The sequence below is a fragment of the Nocardioides sp. NPDC000445 genome, from assembly GCF_040300245.1.
Lineage (GTDB): Bacteria > Actinomycetota > Actinomycetes > Propionibacteriales > Nocardioidaceae > Nocardioides.
In genome coordinates, this window is record NZ_JBEPDH010000002.1 from 391,434 (window position 1) to 417,166 (window position 25,733).

Genomic DNA, 25,733 nt, shown 5'->3' on the forward strand with positions numbered 1-25,733 from the left:
CAGAGGTGCTCGGCTGATCAAGCGAGAACGTCAGCCTCGCAGCCAACCAGCTGCTTCGGTGGCCCAGTAGGTCAGAATGACGTCCGCGCCCGCCCTCTTGAAGGCGGTGAGTGTCTCCAGGATCGCCGGTTCGCGGTCGATCCAGCCGTTCGCGGCGGCGGCTTCCAACATCGAGTACTCCCCGGAGATGTTGTAGGCAGCCACCGGAACATCGACAGACTCACGCACTCGCTGCAGGACGTCGAGATACGGGAGCCCGGGCTTGACCATCACGATATCGGCACCCTCGGCGACGTCAAGGAGCGCCTCGCGGACACCCTCCAGCGCGTTGGCCGGATCCTGCTGGTAGGTGCGCCGGTCGCCCGTGAGGGCGGAGTCGACGGCCTCGCGGAACGGGCCGTAGAAGGCCGAGGCGTACTTCGCGGAGTAGGCGAGGATCGAGACGTCGGTGTGGCCCGCGCCGTCGAGAGCGTCGCGGGTCACCGCGACCTGGCCGTCCATCATCCCGGACGGGCCGACCATATGGACGCCGGCCTCGGCGTGGGCGATCGCCATCTGGGCGTAGATCTCGAGGGTGGCGTCGTTGTCGACCGAGCCGTCCTCGGCGAGCACGCCGCAGTGGCCGTGGTCGGTGAACTCGTCCAGGCACAGGTCGCTCATCACGGTGAGCGCGTCGCCGACCTCGGAGACGACGTCGGCGATGGCGACGTTGAGGATGCCGTCGGGGTCCAGCGCGCCGGAGCCCACGGCGTCCTTGGTCTCCGGGACGCCGAAGAGCATGATGCCGCCGATGCCGGCGGACGCGGCCTCGGCCGCGGCCTTCCGCAGCGACTCCCGGCTGTGCTGGACCACGCCGGGCATGGTCGAGAGCGGGACGGGCTCATCGATGCCCTCGCGCACGAACGCGGGCAGGACCAGGTTGGCGGGACGTACGGCCGTCTCCGCGACCATCCGGCGCATGATCGGCGTGCGGCGCAGCCGGCGGGGACGGATCACGGGCTTCTCGATGCTCATCAGATCTCCAGACTACGCCGAGTCGGCTCATCTTGACCGGAGGAGCGAAGCGGGGGAGGTCAAGATGAGCCGACTCGGCATTCAAATGATCAGGACGTACGCGAACGGCGTCGCGAGGCGGGGCGTCGGTCGGACGGCTTGGTGACCGGCAGGCCCTGCTCGACCAGCGAGGCACGACGCGCGGCACCGAAGGCGGCGAGCGCCTCGGTGAGCGCCTCGATCGACGGCTCGGGCGACATCACGTCGACCCGCAGGCCGTGCTCCTCGGCGGTCTTGGCGGTGGCCGGACCGATCGCCGCGATCACCGTGGAGGTGTGCGGCTTGCCCGCGATGCCGACCAGGTTGCGGACCGTGGACGAGGAGGTGAAGACCACCGCGTCGAACTTGCCCGTCTTGATCGCGTCGCGGGTCGGCGCGGGCGGCGGGGCTGCCCGGACGGTGCGGTAGGCGGTCACGTCGTCGCACTCCCAGCCGAGGTCGACCAGGCCGGCGATGAGGTTCTCGGTGGCGATGTCGGCGCGCGGGAGGAAGACCCGGTTGATCGGGTCGAGGTCCTCGTCGTACTCCGGCCACACCTCGAGCAGACCGGCGGCCGACTGGTTGTCGGTGTTCGGCACCAGGTCGGGGCGCAGGCCCCAGGCCTCGAGCGCCTGCCCGGTCTTCTCGCCGACGGCGGCGATCTTCAGACCGGAGAAGGCACGGCAGTCCAGTCCGTACTCGTCGAACTTCTCGCGTACGGCGCGCACCGCGTTGATGGAGGTGAAGGCGATCCAGTTGTAACGGCCCTCGACCAGACCGCGTACGGCCTTGTCCATCTGCTGCGGGTTGCGCGGCGGCTCGACGGAGATCGTCGGCACCTCCTCGGGCACGGCGCCGAAGCCCTTCAGCTTCAGCGACAGCGCAGGCGCCTGTTCCTTGGTGCGGGGCACCAGCACGCGCCAGCCGAACAGCGGCTTCGTCTCGAACCACGAGAGCGTCTCACGCAAGTTGACCACCTTGCCGATCACCACGATCGCCGGCGGCGCCATCCGTGCGGCACGAGCGTCGACAGCGATGTTCTCCAGCGTCGACTCTACCGTCGACTGCTCGGTCGTGGTGCCGACGCGGGTGATCGCGACCGGGGTCTTGGCCGGGCGGCCCGCCGCGACGAGCTCCTTGGCGATGTCACCGATCATGCCGACACCGGAGAGGAGAACCAGGGTGCGGTTGTCGGCGTACTGGCTCCAGTCGATCTTCTCGTTGCAGGTGACGACCGCGACCTCTTGGTGGTCCTTGGTCGTCAGCGGGATGCCGGCGTAAGCGGGAACGGCCGACACGGACGAGACGCCGGGGACGATCTCGAAGCCGATGCCCGCCTTGGCGCAGGACTGCGCCTCCTCGGGGCCGGAGGCGTAGAGGAAGGGGTCGCCGGTCATCAGGCGCACGACGCGCTTGCCCAGCTTCGCCTGCTTGACGACGGCCTTGGCACGGGCGGCGTTGGCCAGGGGCTGGCCGTCGACGCCGAACCCGCCGTCGATGAACTCGGGTCCGACCGGTTCCGGGGCCTCGTCACCCTCGGCGGGCTCGACCGGCTCGGGGATGCCGAGTACGCCGCGCACCATCGAAGCGTGCTCGGGGGCCTCGGTCACGACAACATCGGCCTGCTTCAACAGGTCGATCGCCCGTACCGTCAGCAGCTCAGGGTCACCAGGACCGCTGCCGACGAAGGACACCCAGCCCAGTGGGGTGGCCGAGCTGTGCTCGGCCGTCTGCTCGGTGGTCTTTGCTCGGGTCATGCGTTGTGCACCTTGTCCTGCTCGGGAGCGGTCTGGGGGGAACCGCCCGTGTCCATGACAGCCTGTCCGGGGTCAGTGGTGGGGTCGTCGGTCAGGTCTGCTGCACCCTCGGCGAGCATCTCCTCGGCGAGCCGGCGCCCGACGCCTGCGGCGTCGTCGAGCGGCCCGGATGCGGAGAGTCGGATCGAGAGCGAGCCATCGAGCGAGAGCGCGACTGCCCGCACCCACAGCTCTGGTCCTTCCTCACCCTCAACCACGTCGGCGAGGGTCCCGATGGGCGCGGCACAGCCACCTTCGAGGGTGGCGAGCACCGCGCGTTCCGCCTCGACAGCCGCTCGGGTGGACGAGTCGTCGAGGGAAGCCAGAATCTTGCGTACGTCGGCATCGGCGTCGCCTGCGCGGCACTCGACCGCCAGGGCCCCCTGACCAGGAGCGGGCAGCACCTGGATCGGGTCGAGGACCTCGGTGACCTCGTCGAGCCGGTCGATGCGGGACAGGCCGGCACGCGCGAGCACGACCGCGTCGAACTCGCCCGAACGGACCTTGCCGATGCGGGTGTCCACGTTGCCGCGGATGCCGGCCAGCTCCAGGCCGAGGCCGAGGGCCTTGATCTGGGCGACGCGTCGCGGTGAGCCGGTGCCGACCCGCGAGCCCGGCGGGAGCTCACCGAGGGTCAGGCCGTCGCGGGCGACGATCACGTCGCGCGGGTCCTCGCGCGGCAGGATCGCGACCAGCTCGACGCCGTCCTCGGGGTAGGTCGGCAGGTCCTTGAGGGAGTGGACCGCGAGGTCGATCTCCTTGGCGTGGAGCGCGTCGCGCAGCGCACTGACGAAGACGCCCGTCGAGTTCGCGCTGGTCAGCGGGGTGTTCGCCGCCTGCGTGCGGTCACCGTCGGAGACGATCTCGACCAGCTCGACGATGTGGCCCTGGGCGCGGAGCATCTCCGCGACGAGGGTCGACTGGGTGACGGCGAGCTGGGAACGGCGGGTGCCGAGACGAAGAGTTCTCATGAGTGGTCTCCTGGGACGTCGGCCCGGGTCACCGCGGAGACGGCCTCGGGGTCGAGCGCGAAGAGCTCGGCGAGCGCAGCGGCGTAGGACACCGCGCCGGTCTCGTTGGCGAGCTCCTTGACGCGGACGGTCGGTTCGTGGAGCAGCTTGTCGGCCACGCGGCGTACGGTCCGGAGGACCTCGGCACGAGTCATCTCGTCGAGGCCCGGCAGCTTGTTGTCGAGGCGCTCCATCTCGGCGGCGACGACACCGGTGGCCATGCTCCGCAGCGCGACCACCGTCGGGGTCACCGCGGACTGGCGACGAGCGCTCAGGAACGCCGCGACCTCCTGGGTGACGATGTCGCGGACCGCGAGCACCTCCTTGCCGGCGGGCGAGGCGTGCAGCTCGTCGGCGAGGGCGGCCAGGTCGATCAGGGTGGCGCCCGGGAGCGACCCCGCGGCGGGGTCGATGTCGTGGGGCAGGGCCAGGTCGATCAGCGCGATCGGGTGGCTGCTGCGGTCACCGACCATGTCCGCCGGGACGAGCAGACCGCTGGCGCCCGCGCAGGTGATCACGATGTCGGCGGCCGCGATCTCGTCGGCCAGCGTGTCGAGCGAGGCGGAACGCGCGGAGTACTCCCTGGCGAGGCGCTCGGCGTTGGCCGTGGTGCGGTTGACCACGACCACGTCGGCGGCCCCCAGCCGGGAGACGGTAGCGGTGGCCAGCCCGGCCATCGCACCGGCGCCGACGACGGCGACCCGCTTGCCGAGTACGTCACCCACGGCTCGTGCGGCGCGGTCCAGCGACGCGGTGACCAGCGACGGGGCGGCCTGGTCGATGTCGGTCTCCGCGCGCGAGCGCTTGCCGACCCGCAGCGCCTGCTGGAACAGGCTGTTGAGCGCCGGTCCGACCGTGCCCATCTCCTGGCCGAGCTGCAGGGCCGCGCGGGCCTGCCCGAGGATCTGGCCCTCGCCCACGGCCATCGAGTCGAGCCCGGCAGCCACCTTGAACAGGTGGGAGACGGCACCGTCGTCGTAGTGGACGTACAGGTGCGGCAGCATCGTCTCGAGCGTCTGCCCGGCGCCCTCGATGATGCGGCGGGAGAGCTCCTCGACGGACCCGTGGAACCGCTCGACCTCGGTGTAGATCTCGAGACGGTTGCAGGTCGCGATGACCGCTGCCTCGCTGACATGCTCACAACCGGCCACGTCGGTGAGGAGCTTCTGCAGGCCGTCCGCGTCCACCGCCGCCGCTTCGAGCAGCGAGACCGGCGCAGAGTTATGTGAGATGCCGACAACAAGGACACTCATGCGGTGATCCCTTCCTCGGAACCATTGTCCACCGTCTCGCCAGCTTCTGCAGCCTTGCGCGACTCGTGATACGCGAGGATCTGCAGCTCGATCGAGAGATCGACCTTGCGTACGTCGACACCCGGCGGCACGTTCAGGACGGCGGGCGCGAAGTTGAGGATGCTGCTGATGCCGGCCGCGACCATCGCGTCGGCGACGTCCTGGGCAGCGGTCGCCGGCACGGAGATGACGCCGATCGAGACCTGCTCGGCCGCCACGATCTCGGCCAGGTCGGAGAAGGGCCGGACCTCGAGCCCGGCGACCGTACGGCCCTGCATCGGCGCGGCCGCGTCCAGGAGCGCGACGGTGCGGAACCCGCGGCTGCTGAAGCCGGAGAAGTTGGCGAGCGCCTGACCCAGGTTTCCGATACCGACGATGATGACCGGCCAGTCGTGGGTGACGCCGATCTCGCGGGCGATCTGGTAGCTCAGGTAGTCGACGTCGTAGCCGACCCCACGGGTGCCGTAGGAGCCCAGGTAGGAGAGGTCCTTGCGCAGCTTGGCCGAGTTCACCCCGGCGGCCGTCGCGAGCTCCTCGGAGGAGCAGGAGGCGATGTTGCGCTCGGCGAGCGAGGTCAGCGCCCGGAGGTAGACCGGAAGCCGGGCGACAGTCGCCTCGGGGATCTCCCGGTGGGGGTCCTGGGCACCGCTGCCCTCGCCCGTATTCGTACTCCGTGCCGTCACGCTCTGCTCTTTCAATGCCGGCGCCACAGACGGGGGCTTTTTAGCCCGGGATCGCCCTGCGGCTCAGCCACCATACGGAGTTTGTGACCGCGAGAACAAACTCGCAGAGCGTCGGCTAGCACACGTGTTTGCGGAGTTGGCAGAGGGGGGTTGTTCGCGGTAATGGGCCGATCGACAGTTATTCTGGGGAGCGCGCCAGCGCTGCCCTCAGCCGGTCCTCGGAGACACGCCAGAAGTCGTGCTGCTTCCCGTCGACGTACGTCACGGGCACCTCGTTCGTGAATCGCTCGCGCAGTTCCTCGTCGGCGTCGATGTCGACCTCGGTGTAGTCGTCCCCGACGACCTTCTCGAGGACCAGCCGAGCCTCGTCGCACAGATGGCAGCCCTGACGGGAGTAAAAGGTCACACGCGGTTCCATCCGACCATCTTGACACCTGGGTCCCCTACCGGCGTCCGGACCACTACTGTTGGCGCAATGAGCAGCGCCAGCGACCGCCGCCGTGCCGAGCTTCGGCGAAAAGACCTCAAACGCCGCTCGGCTCTCGCCGGCGAGGCATCGGCCGCGGCCGCGGAGATCGAGGCCTGGCTCTATCCGGCGACCGGAGACCCGACGGCGGCAGCCTTCTTCGACGTGGACAACACGATCATGCAGGGCGCGACGATCTTCCATCTGGCCCGCGGCCTGCACCGGCGCAAGTTCTTCCGTACGCGGGACATCGCCTCGGCCGCGTACAAGCAGGCCTATTTCCGCGTGGCCGGGGTCGAGGACCCGGCCCACATGGAGTCGGCGCGGTCGTCGGCGCTCTCGTTCATCCGCGGCCATCGCGCCGAGGAGGTCGAGAGCCTGATGGAGGAGATCTTCGACGAGGGCATGGCCCACCGGATCTGGCCCGGCACCAGGGCCCTCGCGCAGACCCATATCGACCAGGGGCAGCGTGTGTGGCTGGTCACCGCGGCACCCGTCGAGGCCGCGCGGGTCATCGCCCGGCGGCTCGGGCTCACCGGCGCGCTCGGGACGGTGGCGGCCACCGAGGACGGCGTCTACACCGGTGAGCTGGTCGGCGAGATGCTCCACGGGCCGGCCAAGGCCGAGGCGGTCAAGGCGATCGCCGCGCGCGAGGGCCTCGACCTTTCTCGCTGTGCCGCCTACTCGGACTCCTACAACGACCTGCCGATGCTCTCGCTGGTCGGGCATCCGTGCGCGATCAACCCGGATGCGCGCCTGCGCGCCCACGCGCGCGTGAAGGGCTGGCCGATCCGTGACTACCGCACCGGGCGCAAGGCCGCCCGGGCCGGCGTGGTGACCGCGGCGCTGAGCGGGGCGGCCACCGGGGCGATCGCGGTGGCGATCGCGCTCCGCGGACGGCGGGACTGATCGCGCCGTTGGCGACCTGTATGCAGTGCCGGGTATTCGCCGCTCTGTCAGGAAATTGCCAACACACGCCGAGGCAACTTCGGCTCGGGACCTGACATCGGGATGCCCTAACCCGTAAGGTTGGGCTCGCTCAGGGGGAGTCTTCGGGAGGGACCCACATGTCGCGCCGCGCCAATGACGTCCATCGTCGCTTGGATGCGCTGCGCGCTGCGGTCGAGCTCTTGATGAACGAGGGCTACGAACCCGCCTACGCCGGCGTCGCCGGTGCATCCGGTCCGCTCGCCGAGCCCGAGCGTCGCGGCTCGGGCGGCACCCACGAGTCCAAGCCCCGCTCCGACAACGAGCCTGACGACGACGCCGAGCTCGCCACCTCCTCGGAGGAGAGCGAGGCCGACCGCACCCGGCTGATCGCGCTCGTCGAGCTCGCCCGCAAGGGTGACAAGGAGGCGTTCGGCCTCCTCTACGACCACTACCACGGCGCGGTCTACCGCTTCCTCTTCTACCGGACCCGCTCCACCCAGGTCGCCGAGGACCTGACCTCGGAGACGTTCTTCCGGGCGCTCCGCTCGATGACCGGCTTCCGCTGGCAGGGCAAGGACTTCGGCGCCTGGCTGATGACCATCGCGCGCAACCTGGCCACCGACCACTTCAAGGCGGGACGTACGCGCCTGGAGATGACCACCGAGGACATGGGTCAGCACGACTCGTCCTCGGACGGGCCGGAGAAGATCGTGATGGCCGGGATCACCAACGAGATGCTGCTCGGGGCTCTCTCCAAACTGCCCGACGAACAGCGCGACTGCATCATCATGCGTTTCCTCCAAGGGCTGTCAATCGCCGAGACAGCGGCTATCCTCGGGCGCAGCGACGGAGCCGTGAAACAGCTCCAGCTGCGCGGGATCCGCAATCTCGCCAAGCAGATGCCTGACGGGATCCGCTGATGACTGTGTTCCGCACCACCTTGAATGCTCGACCGGTTGCCGTAACCCGCGGCCGGGGCGACTCGTTGTCCGACATGGCAGCGCCTTGTGCGCAGCTGTTTCGACGAATCCCTGACAGCCGACACCGAGTAGGAACCCCCCGATGAGCCCGGCATTCCCGGCGCGAAAGCGTGCCGACGAGTTCGACCGAATGGTCGCGGCTGCTGCCGCGACGGATCGGCGTGCCTCGCAGTCTGCCGACGAGCTTCGTGATCTGGCCGCCTTCGCTTCGTCGCTCTCCACTCTCAGCGACTCCGCCGTCCCCAGTCGCGACTTCTCCGTCTCCCTGCGCGAGCGCCTCATGGCGGCCGCCGACACCGAGCTCGTGCCCGCGCCGCGCACCGAGAAGACGGTCGAGCGCAAGCTCACCGTCGGCCCCGTGCGCAGGCCGCGCCGGCAGCGCAAGCTCGCCGTCGCCTTCGCCGCGATGGCGATCGTCGGTGGCACCGCAGGTGCCGCGGCCGCGTCCCAGACGGCTCTGCCCGGCGACTCGCTCTACCCGGTCAAGCGTGCCGTGGAGAACGTCTCCGCCGGCTTCACCGTCAGCACCCAGGCCCGTGGCATCCGGATCCTCGAGGACGCCGGCACTCGCCTGCGCGAGGCCAAGTCGCTGGTCACCGACGCGCCGATGACGGACTCCGAGCGGGTCACCACGACGCTCGAGACCTTCTCGCGTCAGGCTGCGCACGGCTCCGACCTGCTGATCAGCGACTTCGAGAAGTCCCAGGACAACGACTCGCTCGCCCAGCTGCGTACGTTCGCGGCCGATGGTGTCGAGGAGCTCGCCGAGCTGAGCCCGAAGGTGCCCGAGCGGGCCGAGCCGGCCGTCTCCGATGCAGCTCAGACTCTCGTGCTGATCGACCAGGCCGCCGCCCAGCTCTGCCCCACCTGCGAGGGTGGCATCACCGAGCTTCCCGCGACGCTGGTCTCCAGCCTCACCTCCGACATCGACGGGCTGCTTCCGGCCGACACCGTCGTCGAGGCCGAGGCGCTGCCGCCACTCACCCAGGACGACAACGCCCTAGACCTGCCCTCCATCGACCCCGACAAGATCGGTCCCGGCTCGGTGACCGACCCCAAGGGCGAGAAGGACGACCCGGAGAAGCCCTCCGAGGAGCCGGAGGAGGACGGCAGCATCCTGCCGACCCCCACCACGCCCTCCGACGGCGATCCCTCCGAGGAACCCGACACCGACCCCGGCACCGTGACGGACCCTGTCACCGGTCTGGTCACCGGCGTCACCGGCCTGGTCGGCGACGTGCTCGCTGGCGCCACCGGCCTCCTCACCCCCTAACCCGAGCCGAGGCGTCACCGGCGCCGGTCGAGTTGGCACAGGCGTGCCATCTCGGCCGGCGCAGCTGACTTCTCGGCCGGCGGGGGTGACCTCTCGGGATCAGCCGAAGACGGAGGCGCGCTCGCCCAGCAGGCGGTAGAGAGTCTGCTGGATCGTCTCGCGCACCTGGTCGGTGACGTTGAAGACCAGCATCGGGTCGTCGGCCTCCGAGGCGTCGTACGCATCGGTGCGGATCGGCTCGCCGAACTCGATCAGCCACTTCGACGGGAGCGGGATGAGACCCAGCGGCCCGAGGAGAGGGAAGAACGGCGTGATCGGCAGGTAGGGCACTCCGATGACCTTGGCGAGGGCCGGGATGTTGCCGACCAGCGGGTAGATCTCCTCGGCGCCGACGACGGAGAGCGGAACGATCGGGACGCCGGTGCGCAGCGCGGAGGAGACGAATCCGCCGCGGCCGAAACGCTGGAGCTTGTAGCGCTCGCTGTAGGGCTTGCCGATGCCCTTGAAGCCCTCGGGCCACACGCCGACCAGCTCGCCGTTGCGCAGCATCCGCTCGGCGTCCTCGCTGCACGCCAGCGTCGCGCCCGCCTTGCGGGCGATGTTGCCGACGATCGGCATCCGGAAGACCAGGTCGGCCCCGAGCGGGCGCAGGTTGCGACCGAGCGCGTCGTGGATCGAGACCATCGTCATCAGGCCGTCCATCGGGATGGTGCCCGAGTGGTTGGAGACGATCAGGGCGCCGCCGTCGGTCGGAATGTTCTCGATGCCGCGCACCTCGACCCGGAACCACTTCTCCTTGATCGGCCGCAGCACGGCCAGCATGAAGCGTTGGGTGAGCTCGCGGTCGAAGCCGTATTCGTCGACGGAGTATTCGCCGGAGATCCGGCGGCGCAGGAACACGATGAACCGAGCGAGCTGCTCCTCCCACTCGGTGCCGAAGACCTCCTTGGCGGCGCTCTCCAGAGCCGCGGCCCAGTCGGCCGCCGGGATCGCCCGCAGCGGGTGGCGCTCGCGGGCCGTGGTGCCGGTGTAGCTCCGGGCGGCGGACTCAGTCACCGGGCGCTCCTGTCAGTCGGCTCTCCAAGGCGGCCAGCGCACGGTCGGCGCGGTTCGCGGACGGCATCACACTGTCTGCGAAGTCTACGACCGTCTCCTCGGTGGTGTATCGAGGTTCGAAGCCGAGCATGGACCGCATCCGGGTGGTGTCGACGCCGCGACCGTAGGTCAGCAGTGCCTTCAGCTCCGCGGGATACTCTCCGCCTCCGAACCGCGCCAGGCCGAACAGAGGCTCGGGGATCGGCACCGTGACCCGCTGCAGCCGGCGCGCGACCTGCGAATGGGTCAGTACGCCGTCACCGGCGACGTTGAACGTCCCGGGCACCCCGGTGCGTACGGCATGCTCGAGGACGCCGTAGAGGTCCTGCTCGTGGAGGAACTGAAGGCGCGGGTCGAAGCCGAGCACGTTGGGCACGATCGCACGCCGGAAGTGGGACGCGATCGGGCTGACCACGCTCGGCCCGAGGACGTTGGCACAGCGCAGCACCGTGACCGCGATGTCCGGGCGACGCCGGGCGAAGCCGCGTACGTAGGACTCGATGTCGGCCACGTCGCGGGCATAGCCGGAGGACGGGGTGCGCCTCGGCTCCATCGACTCGGTGAACATCGCCGGGTCGCGGCTGCTCGCCCCGTAGACCTGGGTCGTGGACTTCACCACTACCTGACGCAGGGACGGCGCGGTCTGACAGGCCGCGAGGAGCTGCATCGTCCCGATGACGTTGAGCTCCTTCATCGTCGAACGACCCCCGGTGGTGCCGGGGGTCGCGATGACGCTGAGGTGGACGACGGTGTCGACCTCCTCCTTGGCGATCACCTTGGCGATCACCGGGTTGCGGATGTCGGCTCGGACGAATCCGACCTTGCCGATGTCACCGCGAGGCGGTGCGACATCGACGCCGATCACCCGCTCGACGTTCGGGTGGCGGGCGGCAGCGCGCGCGAAACGGCGACCGAGGTCACGCGAGACCCCGGTGACCAGGAGGACCCGACCGGGCCCAGTGCGTTCCGCCACCTACGCCACGAACGTCACTTGCCGAGCTTGCGGCGCTGGACGCGAGTCTTCTTGAGCAGCTTGCGGTGCTTCTTCTTCGCCATGCGCTTGCGACGCTTCTTGATGACAGAACCCACGGGGAACCCTTCACGATCGTTGCAGAGAATGCCGGCCCGGTGCCGACGCGGCCACTCACCGCAGCGCGCGGCAAACAGACCTAGGGGGTAAGACTAACGAAGCCAGGGCACCCAGAGAGAATCGGTGACCCGATGGGACCGGTGTTGCCCCCGCGCCCATCGTGCCCGGGCGCGGGGTCCGACAACTAGCCCGCGTTGTAGAACGAGCTCTTGAGGTATTCGTTCGCGTCGTCCTCCCGAACCCGGAAGGAACGACCGACACGCACCGCAGGCAGCTCGCCCGAATGAACCAACCGGTAGACCGTCATCTTGGATACGCGCATCATCGACGCAACCTCGGCAACGGTCAGGAACTTGCTGTCAGAGATGTCTCCAGAAGGAGTAACCATCTGCTTCCACCGTTCTCTCTCGAGTGATCGCGACGCCGGCGGCTTCCCCACCGCCGGTCCAAAACGCGATCCCAAAGTGAGAATAGGGCCTGATGTGACTGATGGGGAAGGGGACACCCCTGAGAATCTCACATACCACCGGCGTGTCGAGTTGCATTTGGGCGCGACGAACTGCCGTTTCTAGACCGTCCCGAAACTATCCGACCGACTACGGCATCGGGTCGAGCCCGTGCAGCGGGAACACCGCTGTGCGAGTCGCGTGGACCTGCCGGTCCAGCCACGTACCGGGGTCATATCCGCTCCCCCAGTCGCGGTAGGCCGGTTCACGCCCGTCCGTCATGCGCAACGGTGCGACCCTCCCCAGGCGCGTCTGCACGTGCTCACGCCAGCCACCTGGCACGTCGAGCGTCGGCTCCAAGGGATGCCCCGAGACTAGCGCAAGAAGGTGCGTCCATGCGCGTGGCACGACGTCTACGACCGCATAACCGCCGCCACCGAACGCCACCCACTTGCCGCCGCACACCTCGTGGGCGAGCTCGTGGAGCGCGACGTACGCCGCCCGCTGGCCGTCCACGCTGAGCGCGAGGTCGGCGAGGGGGTCGTCGGTGTGCGAGTCGCAGCCCTGCTGGGTCACCAGGATCTCCGGCTGGAACTCCCGGATCAGCTCGGGCACGACGGCATGGAAGGCACGCAGCCAGCCGTGGTCGGCGGTGCCGGGCGGCAGCGCGACGTTGACCGCGCTCCCCTCGGCCTCGGGTCCGCCGACCTCCTCGGCGAAGCCGGTCCCGGGGAAGAGCAGCTGGCCGGTCTCGTGGAGGGAGATCGTCAGGACGCGCGGGTCGTTCCAGAAGGCCCGCTCGACGCCATCCCCGTGGTGCACGTCCACGTCGACGTAGGCGACCCTCTTCACGCCTTGGTCGAGAAGCCACTGGATGCCGGCGGCGACGTCGTTGTAGATGCAGAACCCGGCGGCCCGCCCGCGCATCGCGTGGTGGAGGCCGCCCATGATGTTGGCGCTGTGCAGGCTCTCGCCGGAGTAGACCTGGCGGCAGGCCTCGATGCTCGCGCCGACGATGTGGGCGCTGGCGTCGTGGATGTGCGCGAAGACCGGGTCGTCCTCGGTGCCGAGACCATGGGCGAGGTCCGACTCACCGCTCCGGCCGGCCTTGATGACCGCCTCGATGTAGCTCTCGTCGTGGATGGTGAGCAGCTGCTCGGGGGTGCCCATCGGCGCCTCGACGACCTTCAGATGGTCGAGTACGCCGAGCTCGTCGGCCAGACGCATCGTCAGGTCGACCCGGATCGGCGCCATCGGGTGGGTCGGGCCGAAGTCGTAGTCGGCCAGACTCTCGTCGAAGACGACCGTCGAGTGCCCCTGGCACGAGGTCGGCCACGTGGTCGGCGGAGTCGTCATGGGCCACACGGTATCCGTGACGTGTGCGACACTGGAGAGGTGTTCAGCATTCGTTCCACCCAGTGGTGGTCCGCCTCCTAGGCGGTCCACCCGATTGTTGAGCACTCACATCAGGCCGCCCACGGGCGGCCTTTCTCGTTGATCGTCGCTGACCCGTGGGCCTCACCACTCCGAAAGGTCCACCATGACCAGGCGACTCTCTCTCATCACACCCTCCGGCCGACTCACCATCGGCAACCTGCTCGGTGCGCTGCGGCCGATGGCGGCCACGGCCGACTCGGACGCCTTCTACGGGCTCTCCGACCTGCACGCGCTGACGCTGCCGCACGAACCGTCGGTGCTGCGTACGCGGACGGAGGAGATGGCTCTCCTCCTGATGGCGTCCGGGCTCGAACCGGCCACGTTGTTCATCCAGTCCCACGTCCCAGCGCACAGGTCGCTCAGCTATCTGCTCGAGTGCGTCGCGCACACCGGTGAGCTGGGCCGGATGATCCAGTTCAAGGAGAAGTCCCGCCGCGTCGGGGCCTCCGTGCGCGCCTCGCTGTTCACCTATCCGGTGCTGATGGCGGCGGACATCCTGCTCTACGGGGCGACCGAGGTGCCCGTCGGCGACGACCAGCGCCAGCACGTCGAGCTCGCCCGGGACATCGCGATCCGGTTCAACACGACGTACGGCCGGGTCTTCTCGGTGCCCCAGGCGGTGCATCCCGAGGCCGGGGCCCGGATCATGGATCTGGCGGAGCCGACCCGCAAGATGTCGAAGTCGTCCGGCGACGCGCACCCGGGCTCGATCTTCCTGCTGGACGATGCCGATGTCGTACGTCGCAAGGTGGCCCGTGCGGTCACCGACTCCGCCGGAGACGTCTCCCGTGACGAGGAGCGGCCGGGCGTCACCAACCTGATCGACATCCTCGAGGCCTGCGGCGGCTCGGTCTCGGGGTTGTCGAGCTACGGCGGCCTGAAGGCCGCGGTCACCGACGCGGTCGTCGCCGAGCTCGAGCCGATCCAGAAGCGCTATCACGAGCTCGCCGCCGACCGGGCGTACGTGACGCAGGTGTACGCCGCCGGAGCGGAGCGCTGCCGCGAGGCGACCGCCCCGGTCCTGGCCGCGGCGGAGGCGGCGATCGGTCTGGCCTGAAGGCGCCTGACCCCTGTAACACGCTGTTCGGAGTACTACTCGCCCTATCTGAACGGGCGAGAAGTACTCCGAACGACGTGTTACAGGGGGCGCGACGCTCAGATGCGTACGTCGGCCAGCTCACCCACCCGCGCGCTCTGCGGTCGCAGGTAGACGGTGAAGGTGACCAGGGCGCAGATGGCGTAGAAGACCGTGAAGGCGATGAACGCCGACTTGGTGGCGTCGAGGGGGTTGTCGACCCACGGGCTGTTGAAGGCGATCGGGATGAGGAAGCCGCCGACCGCGCCGACGGCGCCGATGATGCCGACCGCGGCAGAGGACTTCTTGGTCGCGCCGATGAGTGCGGCCTCCCGCTCGGCGGTGCCCGGCGTGGTGGCCAGCTCGGCCTCACGACGGAAGATCGACGGGATCATCTTGTACGTCGACCCGTTGCCGATGCCGGTCGAGGCGAAGACGAGCATGAAGAAGCCCAGGAAGACCGGGAACCAGGACTGGTTGTCGAACGCGATCGCGGGGGTCGCGTCCGGGTTCGGGGTGAGCTGCATGAGCGTCCACAGCACGCCGAGGGTGAAGACGACCATCCCGCTGAACGCGCCGAGGGTGACCTTCGCACCGCCCCAGCGGTCGGCCAGCCAGCCGCCCAGCGGGCGGGTCGCGGAGCCGATCAGGGCGCCGAGGAAGGCGAAGTAGGCGAAGTAGATGCCGGTGCCGAGCGGGGCAGGCTCGGGGACCCAGAAGTTGAGCTTGATCAGCAGCGGCATCGCGGCGGAGTAGCCGATGAAGGACCCGAAGGTGCCGATGTAGAGGAACGACATGATCCAGGTCTGCTTCGACTTCACGACCGAGAGCTGCTCCTTCGTGGAGGACTTGGCATCGGTGATGTTGTCCATGAAGAAGAAGGCGGCGAGGATCGCGATGACGGCCAGCGCCGCGTAGACGAATGCGGCCCGCTCGAGGTGGATGCCGCCGTCGGAGGCCTTGATCAGCCCGAAGATGCCGGCACCACCGACGATGACCGGCAGCAGGAACTGGATGAGTGCGACGCCGAGGTTGCCGCCGGCGGCGTTGAGGCCGAGCGCGGCGCCCTTCTTGTCGGAGGGGTAGAAGAAGTTGATGTTCGCCATCGAGGAGGCGAAGTTTCCGCCGCCGAGACCAGCGGTGGCGGCGATGACGCAGAAGACCCAGTAGGGGGTGGACGGCTGGGTGACGGCGTACGCGAAGCCGAGGGTCGGCACGAGCAGCAGCGCGGCCGACATCATCGTCCAGTTGCGGCCGCCGAACTTCGGCACCGCGAGGGTGTAGGGCACCCGCAGCAGCGAGCCGACCAGGTTCGGGATGGCGATCAGGAAGAACAGCTGGCTCGGGGTGAACTCGAAGCCCTGGGCGACCAGGAACGCCGAGGAGACCGACCAGATCAGCCAGACCGAGAAGCCGAGGTGCTCGGCGAAGATCGACCAGATCAGGTTGCGGCGGGCGGTCTTGGCCCCGGTTTCCTCCCAGAAGGTGGCGTCCTCCGGACGCCAGTCGTCGATCCAGTAACGGCGGCTCATGGTGGGCTCCTCAGATGCGGGCAGTCGGCGAGATGCCACTCACCATCGCCAGCCCACGTTTCAACCGGAGCCAACCCTCGCGCGCAAGCCCGTCAACTTCCTCTCACGACCTCACAGTGCTCACGACCTCACTGCTGAGAAAGTACGTGGCGGGCGGCCCGAGCCGCCCGCCACGTACGTCTTGTCGCCAATCCGCCGATCCGCCAGGGAATCAGCCGAGATAGCGCTCCCAGGGGCCGGTGATGGCCAGGGTGTAGCCGGGGTCCTGCATGTTGACGAAGAGGACCTTGCCGTCGGGCGAGAAGCACGGCCCGCAGAACTCGGAGTCGTTGAGGTCGTTGCGGGCGATGGCGTACGCCGGGCCGCCCGGGAACGCGCCGAGCACGTGCGAGGCGCCGGAGCCGTCCTCGGCGAGCACCAGCGAACCCCAGGGGGTGACGGTGACGTTGTCGGGGCCGTCGAAGGTGAGGTCGCCGTACTTCGGTGCCGGGGCGTCGTCCTCGGACTGCGTCTGGTGCGGGAAGTACGTCACCAGCTGGATGGTCTCCGCCGCGTAGTCGTAGAACCAGACCATGCCGTCGTGCGGCGACGCATCGGCGGGCATGTCGCCTTCCTCCCACGCGTAGGAGTTGACCACGTAGACGCCCTCGTCGGTGCCCCACACGCCCTCGAACTTGCGGCCGCGGGTGACCTCACCGTCGGCGAACTGCTCGCGGCACGGCGTCTCCTGGGCGTCACGCTCAGGCACGGTCTTCCACTTCACCGGGAAGGGCTGACCCATCTGCGCGGAGGTCAGGTAGGCCACGTCGGGCAGCACCGAGCCGTCGGGAAGGATGATCTGCATCGCGGCGAGCGTGCCGGCGTCGTCGGCCAGCTCGGTGAGCACGCCCGGGCCGAGCCTCACCCCGGCCGGGGCGGTCCAGCGGTAGAAGAGCCCGTTGGGCTCGTCGGCGTCCTCGGAGAGAAAGACCTTCGTGCGGGTCCTGTCGATCGCGAGGGCCTCGTGGTCGTAGCGGCCGAAGGCCTTGATCGGGCGGGGGTCGGCCGAGCCGTCGGCCCAGACCTCGAAGACGTAGCCGTGGTCCTTCTCGTAGACGCCCGTGGTGCCGTCCTCGCCCTCCCACTCCTCGCCGGCGTCGTTGACGGTCTCCTCGCAGGTCAGCCAGGTCCCCCACGGCGTCGGGCCGCCGGCACAGTTGGTGGAGGTGCCGGAGATCGCGACGAACTCACCGAAGTTGGCGCCGCCCGCGTCGGTGGTGATCACGGTGCAGCCGCCCGACGGCGCGCCCGGGTCGTAGACGGTGCCCTCGACGAGCGGCACCGGGATGCCCTCCCCGGGCTCGATCTCGTGGTTCTGGATCAGCGTGTAACGCCCACGCCTGCCGCCGAGCACCATCATCCCGTCGTGGTTGGACGGCGTCTTCTCGCCCGTCTTCAGGGTCGTCTCGCCGGCGGAGGTGACGATGGCGTACGTGAACCCCTCGGCCAGCGCGAGGATCCCCTTGGGGTCGTCCACGAGCGGCGGGAACGGCTCGCGGGCGCGCTTGCGTCCCGGGGCGCCGGGCCGCGCCGGCTTCGCCTCGGCAAGAGCGGGAACGGCACCGGCGACGGCCAGGCCGACCCCGGCCGCGGCTCCTCCGGTGAGCAGGGAGCGTCGAGTTGCGGACATGGGTTGGTACTCCTCGGAGCGTGGTAGGGGATCCCGAGACAGGTCTCAGCCCTCTACCCAAGCCACTCCGCAACACCTGCGCGCCCGCGCGAGATGAACCTCAGGCGACGGCGGCGTGAAACGTACCCGCGTACCGAAGATTGATGGCGTCCTACCGCTTCATCTGGGCGTCCGCGACTCGAACCCGCAGCATCTGACGCGATGGGACGGAGTTGCCCACGAGGCGTATCCGGGAGCGATCGCTCCGGCCCACTCCCGATGTGCGGCCGCGACGCGAACCGATCGGCTGCACCCCGGACGCATGTGCCGGCGGCTCCGGCATATGTCTTTTCGGCGTCTTCGGCCGATTTGTCTCTGGAAAGGACCTGAGTGAAGGACACTCGTACGGACGTCGCAACCAGACTCCTAGAGTTTGCCGAGAACCCGCTCTACGCTCCGCGTTCAGATGACCTGCGTTCGCTGGCGGACTCGCTCACCGATGATGAGGAAGACAGCTGGGTCGGCGTCGATCTGGTCAGATCGTTCTCCGGCGGATCGATCCTGATGCCACGGCACCAGGCCTGGCTGGGAACGATTCTGGGGCTGCTTGCCGGAGCATCGGTGTTCTTTCCCGTCGCCTGGACATGGTGGAGCCTGTCTGCAGCGACGAACGCTTACGACACGCTGCTTACGAACGGCACCGAGCGTGGGCGTACGTTCCTGGCACTGTGGACGGTCGGGTTCGACGGAGAGCTGAGTGGTGCTCACCAGCTCTTCCCCATGGCGATCGTGTCGGTGTCCCTGGTCATCCTTGCGATCCTGCTCGTGGCGGCGCACCGGATGGTCGCTGAGCGTGACGATGCCCGGCACGACGACGAGCTCGCTCGACTCGAGGCTGCGCTCCAGTCCGCGCTGACCGCCGCCCAGCGTCTTCTCAACGAGCGGCGCGTCGACAGTGCCGACCACATCGAGTCGTTGGTGAAAAGGTCCGTTCGCCAGTTGCGAGAAGCACACGAGAACACGCGGATCGGCACCGCAGAGCTGAAGAAGGCTGCGGACCAGCTCGGGCGGACGATCCCGCCGCTGCTCACCTCCGCCACGACTGCCGCATCCGATCTTTCAGCAGCGGTGCTCGCAACGCAGACGATGCAAACTGACCTGAAGGACATGCTCACGGAGCTGCGAGCTGCCGTCGTAACCCACTCCGAGGATCTTCAGAGCGGCACGGCGAAGTCTCTGGCGGACCTCGGCGCCACTGTCGGTGGCCACGTCGGCAGCCTCGGGCACGTCACGCAAAAGGCGCTCGACGGCCTGTCCACGGAAGTCAGCAAGGTCGCGGACAGGACCGACACTCTGGGCCAGGAGCTCCACGACCTCTCCTCCGGACACGCCACTGCAAGCGCCGGTATCTCTGCTGCTCTGGACGATGTTCAGAAGGCCATCCGAAGCCTCGACGGCATGCTGGCCGGTCACGACAGTGCAATGCAGGCTCAGGTCAGCGAGCTCTCAGCTGCTCGTGACGCCGCTGAACGGATGCTGCATCAGCTCGAGCTGAATCTGGTGGCACGATGACTGCCCCGGCATGGGCGGTCTGACCAGCATGCGTCGACGCCAGGTCTCTCGGCGGAGCAGGATCCTCTCCGGCGAGTCAATCGCAGGATGGGTCTTCGCGGACCTGCTGCTCGTGCTGTTCGTCGTAGGACTGGCGAGCGCAGTCCCGGAGGAACCGCCAGAGCCCACCTTGGAGCCGACTCAATCACCGGAGCCGAAGATCGTCGGGATGGAGACCGTGCCAGCGAAGATCACGATCCGGTTCAACGCCGCCGACCTGGTCTCCGGCGGTGAGTCCGCCAGAGCAGAAGCGCGACACGTGTGCGCAGCAGTACGCAAAGCAGCCGTCAAGATGCGCGGTCAACGTGCCGCGCTAGTGCTGATCTTCGGCGGAGCGCCTGAGGCCACACCCGCCCAACGCGCCGCTCGTGCCGTCGGCAAGCAGCTGACGTGCGCTGATCCGAACCTCTTCCCTGCAGGTACGCCACGACGCCCGTTCTGGGACGGCGGCCTGGCCTACGGCCAGGCACGCCTCGAGGTTTTCCAATACACCACTGAGGACTTCGCGCCGGAGGGCGCGGGTTAGGAGAAACAATGGGACAGCAGATCCTGCCCTTCTACCTCGTCTGTGACGAGTCCGGTTCCATGGCCGGCGAACCGCTCGACGCGATCAACAAGGCCCTTCCTGAGTTACATCAGGAGATCGGCCTCAACCCGGTCGTTGCCGACAAGACCCAGTTCGCCATCATCGGTTTCAGCGACAGCGCCGAGGTCCTGTTGCCGCTCTCTGACCTGAGCCAGGTGACTCAGCTGCCACTACTGGAGACCAAGGTCTCGACGAACTTCGCCGCCGCCTTCCGGTGTGTGAAGGAGCAGATCGAACTCGATGTCGCCCGGCTGAAGGCAGCCGGCAACATGGTCTACCGCCCGGTGGTCTTCTTCCTCACCGACGGGCACTCGACGAGCAGCTTCCGAGACGAGTGGGAGGCGCTGACCGAGTCGGCCTTCGCGTACCGCCCGAACATCGTCTCCTTCGGACTCGGCAAGGGTGTCGATGAGGACACCATCACCTCGATCGCGAACTTCCGGGCTTTCCTCGACGACGGCACGATGTCGCCGGCGCAGGCGCTTCGCGAGTTCGCCGTGGCCCTGACGAAATCGATCGTACGCAGCGGCAGCACGACATCTCCAAGCGGCGGAATGACGCTACAGACCCCTGACGAGGTGCCCGGGTTCAAGAACCTCCCGCTGGACGCGCTGTGACCCACGGCCACGCCGACACGGCGCCAGAACCTGTCATCGACTCGGAGGCGGACTCGCGCGCCGGTCCGGTCGCCGATCCCCTCACCGATCCGATCACCCAGCCGATCCCGGTGACCATGGCGGACGACAGGCCCACCTTCGAGGATCCGGAACAGGACGAGGACGGATCATTCAGGTTCGGTCCGCGAGCGGCGCTCCGTCCGGTTCCAGTGTCGCTTCCACAGCGGACCGCACGACCGGGAGATCACGTACCCGATACCGAGGCCGACTGGCTCGACACGCATGGCCTCTGTGTCCGGGCCGTCTCTGTGCGGGGACACTCCCATCGATTCCTCGGCGAGATCCGCCAGGACTCCTTCGCTATCGGGCTCACGGATGAGCACCTGGTCGTCGCGGTCTCCGACGGAGTCGGAAGCGCCGTGAATTCGCACCGAGGGTCGGCGTTCCTGGCTCATCACGCCGTCGGCCCCCGAGGAATCGCCGACGCGGTACTTGGAGCTGTCGAGAACGGTGCCGAAGCGGATCTCTCCGGCCTCGCCTCGCTCCTGATCCACGAAGCGGCCCGCGACGGCGTCGCTCCAGATACAGTCGCGGCCACCCTCATCGTCGCGCTGATCGGACTCGAGGAGACCGACGGCGACGGCCGCGAGGTCGTCGTGGCGCAGATCGGAGACTCCACGGCCTGGGTCACCACCGCCGACGGCTGGGAATGCCTCGAAGACGACCCCCAATCCGGTAGCGGTCCCCTGAGCACCGACGTCTTGCCGATGCCACATCACACCCGGGCCACGATCAGGCGGCATAGCCTTCGGCGCACCGAGACGCTGGCACTCGTCTCCGACGGCGTAGGCAACATCCTCAGTGCGAACCCGAGCTTCGGTCATGAGCTCGGCGTGATCTGGGAGAAGTGCGCGCCCACACCTTCTACGCTCCTCTCGCTGGTGGACGCAACCGTGAAGTCGTACGACGACGACAGAACCTTTGTCGGGGTGCGGTTCGGGTGACGGCACCTGTGCAGCTCTCCTCGCTGAACCTGGGTGACCAGCTGGCCGAAGGTGGCCAAGGGGCCGTCCACGAGCTCTTGGACCAACCGGAACTAGTGTTCAAGCGCTATCTGTATCCGGACTCCCCGGCCTTCCGGCCTGACGCTTTGCAGCGGCTCGTCGACTGTCGAGCCTCGATCGCGTTCTCCGGCCGGTCCGTCGACGAGTTCGCCGCCTGGCCGACCGCCGTGGTCAACGACGGAACCCGCACCGTCGGGTTCCTGATGCGCCGCGTACCTACTGGCTTCACGCTCGCGATCGGGGGCAAGGTACTCCTCGCCGACCTCAGCTACCTCGCCACTGAGCCGAAACCGATCTGGGGCGACGTCGACCTTCCCGGTATGTCCGAGAAGGTCCAGGTGCTCCAGCATCTTGCGGGCGCAGTCGATGCCTTCCACGCCCGGCAGATCGTCGTCGGCGACATCTCCTACGCGAACGTCCTGTGGAGCCGCGAACCGCAGCCGCGGGTGATGCTCATCGACTGCGACGGGATGCGCCACGCAGGCATGGAGTCAGTGCTGCCGCAGGCAGACACACCCGACTGGGAAGATCCCATGCCCCCTGCGGGATATGCACCTGGTCCCGACCAGGATCGCTACAAGCTGGCGCTGGCGGTGCGGCGGGTCCTGACGAGCAGTCTCGACGCACGGCTGACGTCCAGTTCGCCGGACCTGAGTGAGGTTGGAGGAGCCGGCCCGAAGCTCGAGGCGCTGCTCGCGCGGGCGGCGGGTCCCGCCGGCACCCGGCCGAGCGCGCGCGAATGGTTCGACGCCCTGTCAGGTCGAGCCACCCAGCCCGTACGACAGGGAGAACGGCGTGAGATCGATGCGCCTGGCGCACGGCCCGACCTGCTCACTTCCAGCACCAGTGAACGGAAGTTTCGTCCGGTCACCCCGCCCGGGAGCTGACCGTGACCTGGATCCGTCGCCTGATCCGGGCAATGCTCGGACGCCCACCCACACCCGGCCGCCAACCCACGCCGGCGCGGAGGGCTAGGCCTACGCCGGCAAGCCGCACGCTGAAGCCCCAGAAACCGACAGTCGCACCCGGATCGCTGATCGGTTCCGGCGGCCAAGGCACTGTGCTGGATGTGCCTGGGCACCCCGATCTCGCCATGAAGATCTTCACCCAACCGATAGAACGGGCGGTGACCGCATTCGACCAGGTGCGGCGCCGTGGGCAGGAAGTGAGGCACTCGGCACCACGACGACCCGGCCGACCGAGACACATTGATCAGGGCACTGGGCACCGATGACTTCGTGCTCTGCTTCCCCAGCGCAGCCCGCGGCGAGGGCGACCAGCTGACTGGATACGTGATGCCGAAGGTCCCGCCCGAGTTCTACTTCGATGTTGTGACGCATGGTGGCACGACGCGACGCAAGGAGCGCGCCCTCTCCTGGGCCGTGGCGCAAGTCCAGGCCTTCACGGTCCCGTTCACGGTCACGGACTCCGAACGACTGGAGTTGGTCAAGCTGATCGCGCGGTGGCTGAGAACCATGCACGACCACGACCTGGTCTACGGCGATCTCTCGTGGGCGAACCTGGCATTCAGCATCAACCAGAAGCCTCGCCTCGCGGTGTTCGACTTCGATCAAACGAGGGTTGTGGGACAACGATCATTCACGGGAATGCGACCTGCCCATACGGTCGACTGGGACGATCCCCTTGCCCCGGACATCCCCGTGAACCCTGACACCGATCGTTACAAGTTCGCGCTGTTGGCGTACCGGATGCTGGTCTCGAAGGATCTGCACAGTCTCATCGACACAGACGCGGTCGGAGATACCGTCGCCGCCTTGGGCGCCGGCCAAGTCGCTCGCGTGCGGTCGCTCTGGCTGCGCGCTTCCGGCCCATGGGGTACACGCCCGAGCCTTTCCGAGTGGGTCGATGCGCTGGGGGCATAACCGCGTCAGACAGCTCGGACGTACGTGGGGAGACAATCCGTGGTGCCGCTGGCGCCGAGGGGATCGGCAATCGCTATCCCGACCCCGTCGCACATGGTGATACTTCTCGGAACTTGGTAGGGGATCCCGAGACAGGTCTCAGCCCTCTACCCAAGCCACTCCGCAACACCTGCGCGCCCGCGCGAGATGAACCTCAGGCGACGGCGGCGTGAAACGTACGCCGACGGCGCCTCAGGCCGCTCCGAACAAGCCGTTCAGGCCGGTCCTCCGGGCGGGGCCGGAGCGCCCGCTCTCCCACGCGTACCCGCACCTGCAGCACATCAGCCGCCGGCGGCCCCCCGCCGAACGCGAGAGAACCCGGATCTCCTCGTCTTCGGTGCACTTGGCACACATAGCCGAAGTCATCGAGTGAACTCCTCGCACTTCTCAAGTGAACAGAATCTGTACAACTCAGCCCAGGGTGACATATACGAGGGTCCATCCACCAGATGAGAACTTCCTGTTGGTGAACTGTAAAGCGCTATTGACCAGCGGGAACGTCGTCGGCGTTGGCCACGCCGTAGGGGATGTGGACCCCGGCGATCGACTCGACCGCCTCGTCCAGGTGGGTCGTCTGGTCGTCGAAGAAGATCAGCGGACGGAGCACCTCGAGCACACGCACCTTCTCCACGCCGCCGAGGAAGAAGGCCTCGTTGACGTAGACGTCCCAGGACTGCAGCGACCGGATCGCCCGCTCGTGCGCGGGCGCGCCGCGGGCGGTGACGAGCGCGATCCGCAGTCGTGGCTCGTAGCCCGGATCCTCCAGGCGGCGCTGCTCCTCGATCTGCTGGATCCGGTTGAGGTCGCGCAGGAGCGGCTGCAGCGGCCCGGGCTCGAGCGGCTCGGTCTTCCGGCTGGCCTCGTAGGCCCGGTACTTCTCGATCCCCTCCTCGCGGAAGACGCGCTCGGAGCCGTCGTCGGCGAGCACACCGTCGAAGTCGAAGGCGACGACGACGGAGCGGTCGGATTCGTCGTACGTCGCCGCCGACGGCAGCACGTGACCGGCCGGGAATCCCTCGCGGCTGGCGGCGATGACGTCCTCGCGGTTGCCACTGAGGAACAGCGACATCCCGAGCGCGCCGATGTAGGGGTGGGGCGAACGACCCTGGGTGAAGACCGCGCGGGTCATCGGCAGGCCGTGGTCCTCGATCGAGCGCATCACCCGCAGGCCGGTGTTGGGGTCGTTGCGGGAAACCACGATCACCTCGACGAGCCCGTCGTCGGCGTCGGCCGCCAGGTCGTTGAGGCTCAGCAGCCGCTTGATGAACGGGAACGCGACCCCCGGCCGGAGCGGTTCGTCGATGCGCTCGTCCTGGTAGATGCGGTACGCCTTCTCCCCGTGCTCGCGGAAGTACGCATCAGACTCGGTGAGGTCGAAGAGCGCGCTCGACGCGATCCCGACCACCAACCGGTCCCTCAGCTCGTATCCCACGCGTCGCAACCTACCGTCGATGAATCGATAAATCGTGTGCGTTCCGGGTCCGGGCCTGCCTACGGTGGACGACATGCAGCAGCGACCGCGCCCGTGAAGACACTGCACGGGTTGTGGGGAAGCGGCTATCCCTCCTGGGTTGGGTCCAGGCGATCGCGGGTTCGAGTCCCGCCAACCCGACGATGACCTCAGTCCACCTTGGTGACGCGGAGGAACTCCTGGACGTCGAAGACGGCGCGGACGACGCGTTCGGACTTCGGGATCAGGGGTGCGACCTCGTCGTAGGAGACGATCCGCGGGTCGGTGACGCGGTGATCGACGCCGTCGTGGACGATCGTGGCCGACTTGGCGGCCAGCACGTTCTGGGCCCAGTCGACCTTCGAGGTGTAGGGCAGGAGGACGACGAAGCCGTCAGGGGTGGGGAGCGGGGTGATCGGGGTGGCGTACTCCCGTCCGCTCGCGCGGCCGACGTGGAGGACGACGCCGTTGCTGGCGCCTTCCGTCCCGGCGGTCTTCAGGGCCTCGGAGGCGAAGCGCTTCGAGAAGGCGCGGATGCGGTCCTGCAACCACGGCGACTTGTTGCGCATGCCGATCACGAAGGCGGCGCCCGCGCCCGCTACACCGACAGCCAGCAGACCCGGGATCACTCGACTCAGACGCATGCGGCAAACCTACCTCGCACCCGTACAGCGGCTCGGGTGACAGATACCGTGGGC

Annotated in this window: 25 protein-coding genes and 1 tRNA gene; 11 read left to right on the plus strand and 15 right to left on the minus strand. The window is 68.2% G+C overall.

Going from position 1 to position 25,733, the window contains the following annotated elements; translation table 11 throughout:
- Positions 1–30: 30 nt before the first annotated feature.
- The 6 genes from hemB to ABT304_RS04405 form a co-directional block, all read right to left on the minus strand.
- A complete protein-coding gene (gene hemB / locus ABT304_RS04380) occupies positions 31–1,014 on the minus strand; it encodes a porphobilinogen synthase (RefSeq protein WP_350713502.1) in 984 nt (327 codons plus the stop codon).
- An 89-nt stretch (positions 1,015–1,103) separates the two neighbouring features.
- Entirely contained in the window at positions 1,104–2,789 is a 1,686-nt protein-coding gene (locus ABT304_RS04385; protein ID WP_350713503.1) for a bifunctional uroporphyrinogen-III C-methyltransferase/uroporphyrinogen-III synthase, read from the minus strand.
- A complete protein-coding gene (gene hemC, locus ABT304_RS04390) occupies positions 2,786–3,799 on the minus strand; it encodes a hydroxymethylbilane synthase (protein ID WP_350713504.1) in 1,014 nt (337 codons plus the stop codon). The genes ABT304_RS04385 and hemC overlap by 4 nt, the downstream gene beginning before the upstream one ends.
- A complete protein-coding gene (locus tag ABT304_RS04395) occupies positions 3,796–5,091 on the minus strand; it encodes a glutamyl-tRNA reductase (protein ID WP_350713505.1) in 1,296 nt (431 codons plus the stop codon). The genes hemC and ABT304_RS04395 overlap by 4 nt, the downstream gene beginning before the upstream one ends.
- Complete coding sequence (locus tag ABT304_RS04400) at positions 5,088–5,813, minus strand: redox-sensing transcriptional repressor Rex (protein ID WP_350713506.1); 726 nt, start codon at positions 5,811–5,813, stop codon at positions 5,088–5,090. The genes ABT304_RS04395 and ABT304_RS04400 overlap by 4 nt, the downstream gene beginning before the upstream one ends.
- A 178-nt stretch (positions 5,814–5,991) precedes the next feature.
- The gene (locus tag ABT304_RS04405; protein ID WP_160025742.1) at positions 5,992–6,231 is read right to left on the minus strand and encodes a glutaredoxin family protein; all 240 of its coding nucleotides are present in this window, start codon (positions 6,229–6,231) and stop codon (positions 5,992–5,994) included.
- A gap of 57 nt (positions 6,232–6,288) precedes the next feature.
- Between ABT304_RS04405 and ABT304_RS04410 the strand changes: the two genes are divergently transcribed.
- The 3 genes from ABT304_RS04410 to ABT304_RS04420 all read left to right on the plus strand — a co-directional run bounded on the left by ABT304_RS04410 (position 6,289) and on the right by ABT304_RS04420 (position 9,462).
- Positions 6,289–7,188, plus strand: coding sequence for an HAD family hydrolase (locus ABT304_RS04410; protein WP_350713507.1), 900 nt, complete (start codon positions 6,289–6,291; stop codon positions 7,186–7,188).
- A gap of 158 nt (positions 7,189–7,346) precedes the next feature.
- The gene (locus ABT304_RS04415; protein WP_350665890.1) at positions 7,347–8,129 is read left to right on the plus strand and encodes a sigma-70 family RNA polymerase sigma factor; all 783 of its coding nucleotides are present in this window, start codon (positions 7,347–7,349) and stop codon (positions 8,127–8,129) included.
- A 142-nt stretch (positions 8,130–8,271) separates the two neighbouring features.
- Complete coding sequence (locus ABT304_RS04420; RefSeq protein ID WP_350713508.1) at positions 8,272–9,462, plus strand: DUF5667 domain-containing protein; 1,191 nt, start codon at positions 8,272–8,274, stop codon at positions 9,460–9,462.
- A gap of 99 nt (positions 9,463–9,561) precedes the next feature.
- Here ABT304_RS04420 and ABT304_RS04425 read toward each other — a convergent pair whose 3' ends face one another.
- The 5 genes from ABT304_RS04425 to ABT304_RS04445 all read right to left on the minus strand — a co-directional run bounded on the left by ABT304_RS04425 (position 9,562) and on the right by ABT304_RS04445 (position 13,449).
- Positions 9,562–10,518, minus strand: a complete 957-nt coding sequence (locus ABT304_RS04425; RefSeq protein ID WP_350713509.1) for a lysophospholipid acyltransferase family protein — start codon at positions 10,516–10,518, stop codon at positions 9,562–9,564.
- A complete protein-coding gene (locus ABT304_RS04430) occupies positions 10,511–11,530 on the minus strand; it encodes an NAD-dependent epimerase/dehydratase family protein (RefSeq protein ID WP_350713510.1) in 1,020 nt (339 codons plus the stop codon). Before ABT304_RS04430 ends, ABT304_RS04425 begins: the two co-directional genes overlap by 8 nt.
- A 14-nt stretch (positions 11,531–11,544) precedes the next feature.
- Positions 11,545–11,646, minus strand: coding sequence for a 30S ribosomal protein bS22 (locus ABT304_RS04435; protein WP_008356322.1), 102 nt, complete (start codon positions 11,644–11,646; stop codon positions 11,545–11,547).
- A gap of 185 nt (positions 11,647–11,831) precedes the next feature.
- On the minus strand, positions 11,832–12,035 hold the full coding sequence (locus ABT304_RS04440; protein WP_008356311.1) for a helix-turn-helix domain-containing protein: 204 nt from the start codon (positions 12,033–12,035) through the stop codon (positions 11,832–11,834).
- 208 nt (positions 12,036–12,243) lie between these two features.
- Entirely contained in the window at positions 12,244–13,449 is a 1,206-nt protein-coding gene (locus tag ABT304_RS04445; RefSeq protein ID WP_350713511.1) for an acetoin utilization protein AcuC, read from the minus strand.
- 184 nt (positions 13,450–13,633) lie between these two features.
- Between ABT304_RS04445 and trpS the strand changes: the two genes are divergently transcribed.
- A complete protein-coding gene (trpS, locus tag ABT304_RS04450) occupies positions 13,634–14,587 on the plus strand; it encodes a tryptophan--tRNA ligase (protein WP_350713512.1) in 954 nt (317 codons plus the stop codon).
- Positions 14,588–14,685: 98 nt separating this feature from the next.
- Here the strand turns inward: trpS and ABT304_RS04455 are convergent, their stop codons facing one another.
- Both ABT304_RS04455 and ABT304_RS04460 read right to left on the minus strand, forming a co-directional pair.
- Positions 14,686–16,137, minus strand: a complete 1,452-nt coding sequence (locus ABT304_RS04455) for an MFS transporter (protein ID WP_350713513.1) — start codon at positions 16,135–16,137, stop codon at positions 14,686–14,688.
- 211 nt (positions 16,138–16,348) lie between these two features.
- A complete protein-coding gene (locus tag ABT304_RS04460; RefSeq protein ID WP_350713514.1) occupies positions 16,349–17,806 on the minus strand; it encodes an alkaline phosphatase PhoX in 1,458 nt (485 codons plus the stop codon).
- Positions 17,807–18,175: 369 nt separating this feature from the next.
- Between ABT304_RS04460 and ABT304_RS04465 the strand changes: the two genes are divergently transcribed.
- The 6 genes from ABT304_RS04465 to ABT304_RS04490 all read left to right on the plus strand — a co-directional run bounded on the left by ABT304_RS04465 (position 18,176) and on the right by ABT304_RS04490 (position 23,546).
- Positions 18,176–19,357 carry a hypothetical protein gene (locus tag ABT304_RS04465; protein WP_350713515.1) on the plus strand — a complete coding sequence of 394 codons (1,182 nt, stop codon included), beginning with the start codon at positions 18,176–18,178 and terminating at the stop codon, positions 19,355–19,357.
- A 28-nt stretch (positions 19,358–19,385) separates the two neighbouring features.
- Positions 19,386–19,922, plus strand: a complete 537-nt coding sequence (locus ABT304_RS04470) for a hypothetical protein (protein ID WP_350713516.1) — start codon at positions 19,386–19,388, stop codon at positions 19,920–19,922.
- Positions 19,923–19,930: 8 nt separating this feature from the next.
- Positions 19,931–20,599 (plus strand): vWA domain-containing protein, encoded by a 669-nt coding sequence (locus ABT304_RS04475; RefSeq protein ID WP_350713517.1) that lies wholly within the window; start codon positions 19,931–19,933, stop codon positions 20,597–20,599.
- Positions 20,600–20,715: 116 nt separating this feature from the next.
- Positions 20,716–21,603 (plus strand): protein phosphatase 2C domain-containing protein, encoded by an 888-nt coding sequence (locus ABT304_RS04480; RefSeq protein WP_350713536.1) that lies wholly within the window; start codon positions 20,716–20,718, stop codon positions 21,601–21,603.
- A complete protein-coding gene (locus ABT304_RS04485; RefSeq protein WP_350713518.1) occupies positions 21,507–22,550 on the plus strand; it encodes a hypothetical protein in 1,044 nt (347 codons plus the stop codon). The genes ABT304_RS04480 and ABT304_RS04485 overlap by 97 nt, the downstream gene beginning before the upstream one ends.
- Positions 22,551–22,871: 321 nt before the next feature.
- Positions 22,872–23,546: a hypothetical protein gene (locus ABT304_RS04490; protein WP_350713519.1), complete on the plus strand. Its 675-nt coding sequence runs from the start codon at positions 22,872–22,874 to the stop codon at positions 23,544–23,546.
- Between the two features lie 520 nt (positions 23,547–24,066).
- Here the strand turns inward: ABT304_RS04490 and ABT304_RS04495 are convergent.
- Entirely contained in the window at positions 24,067–25,017 is a 951-nt protein-coding gene (locus ABT304_RS04495; protein WP_350713520.1) for a 5'-nucleotidase, read from the minus strand.
- Positions 25,018–25,124: 107 nt separating this feature from the next.
- Here ABT304_RS04495 and ABT304_RS04500 point away from each other — a divergent pair.
- Positions 25,125–25,197 (plus strand) — tRNA-Pro (locus ABT304_RS04500).
- An 8-nt stretch (positions 25,198–25,205) separates the two neighbouring features.
- Here the strand turns inward: ABT304_RS04500 and ABT304_RS04505 are convergent.
- Complete coding sequence (locus ABT304_RS04505) at positions 25,206–25,679, minus strand: PNPOx family protein (RefSeq protein ID WP_350713521.1); 474 nt, start codon at positions 25,677–25,679, stop codon at positions 25,206–25,208.
- Positions 25,680–25,733: the final 54 nt, after the last annotated feature.

Bases quoted from the DNA above. Each gene is read 5' to 3' on its own strand.
- ABT304_RS04410 (WP_350713507.1), top strand. From the start codon at position 6,289: ATGAGCAGCGCCAGCGACCGCCGCCGTGCCGAGCTTCGGCGAAAAGAC.
- ABT304_RS04405 (WP_160025742.1), bottom strand. From the start codon at position 6,231: ATGGAACCGCGTGTGACCTTTTACTCCCGTCAGGGCTGCCATCTGTGC.
- ABT304_RS04445 (WP_350713511.1), bottom strand. From the start codon at position 13,449: ATGACGACTCCGCCGACCACGTGGCCGACCTCGTGCCAGGGGCACTCG.
- hemB (WP_350713502.1), bottom strand. From the start codon at position 1,014: ATGAGCATCGAGAAGCCCGTGATCCGTCCCCGCCGGCTGCGCCGCACG.
- ABT304_RS04385 (WP_350713503.1), bottom strand. From the start codon at position 2,789: ATGACCCGAGCAAAGACCACCGAGCAGACGGCCGAGCACAGCTCGGCC.
- trpS (WP_350713512.1), top strand. From the start codon at position 13,634: ATGACCAGGCGACTCTCTCTCATCACACCCTCCGGCCGACTCACCATC.
- ABT304_RS04505 (WP_350713521.1), bottom strand. From the start codon at position 25,679: ATGCGTCTGAGTCGAGTGATCCCGGGTCTGCTGGCTGTCGGTGTAGCG.
- ABT304_RS04460 (WP_350713514.1), bottom strand. From the start codon at position 17,806: ATGTCCGCAACTCGACGCTCCCTGCTCACCGGAGGAGCCGCGGCCGGG.
- hemC (WP_350713504.1), bottom strand. From the start codon at position 3,799: ATGAGAACTCTTCGTCTCGGCACCCGCCGTTCCCAGCTCGCCGTCACC.
- ABT304_RS04455 (WP_350713513.1), bottom strand. From the start codon at position 16,137: ATGAGCCGCCGTTACTGGATCGACGACTGGCGTCCGGAGGACGCCACC.
- ABT304_RS04440 (WP_008356311.1), bottom strand. From the start codon at position 12,035: ATGGTTACTCCTTCTGGAGACATCTCTGACAGCAAGTTCCTGACCGTT.
- ABT304_RS04475 (WP_350713517.1), top strand. From the start codon at position 19,931: ATGGGACAGCAGATCCTGCCCTTCTACCTCGTCTGTGACGAGTCCGGT.
- ABT304_RS04480 (WP_350713536.1), top strand. From the start codon at position 20,716: ATGGCGGACGACAGGCCCACCTTCGAGGATCCGGAACAGGACGAGGAC.
- ABT304_RS04470 (WP_350713516.1), top strand. From the start codon at position 19,386: ATGCGTCGACGCCAGGTCTCTCGGCGGAGCAGGATCCTCTCCGGCGAG.
- ABT304_RS04415 (WP_350665890.1), top strand. From the start codon at position 7,347: ATGTCGCGCCGCGCCAATGACGTCCATCGTCGCTTGGATGCGCTGCGC.
- ABT304_RS04395 (WP_350713505.1), bottom strand. From the start codon at position 5,091: ATGAGTGTCCTTGTTGTCGGCATCTCACATAACTCTGCGCCGGTCTCG.
- ABT304_RS04420 (WP_350713508.1), top strand. From the start codon at position 8,272: ATGAGCCCGGCATTCCCGGCGCGAAAGCGTGCCGACGAGTTCGACCGA.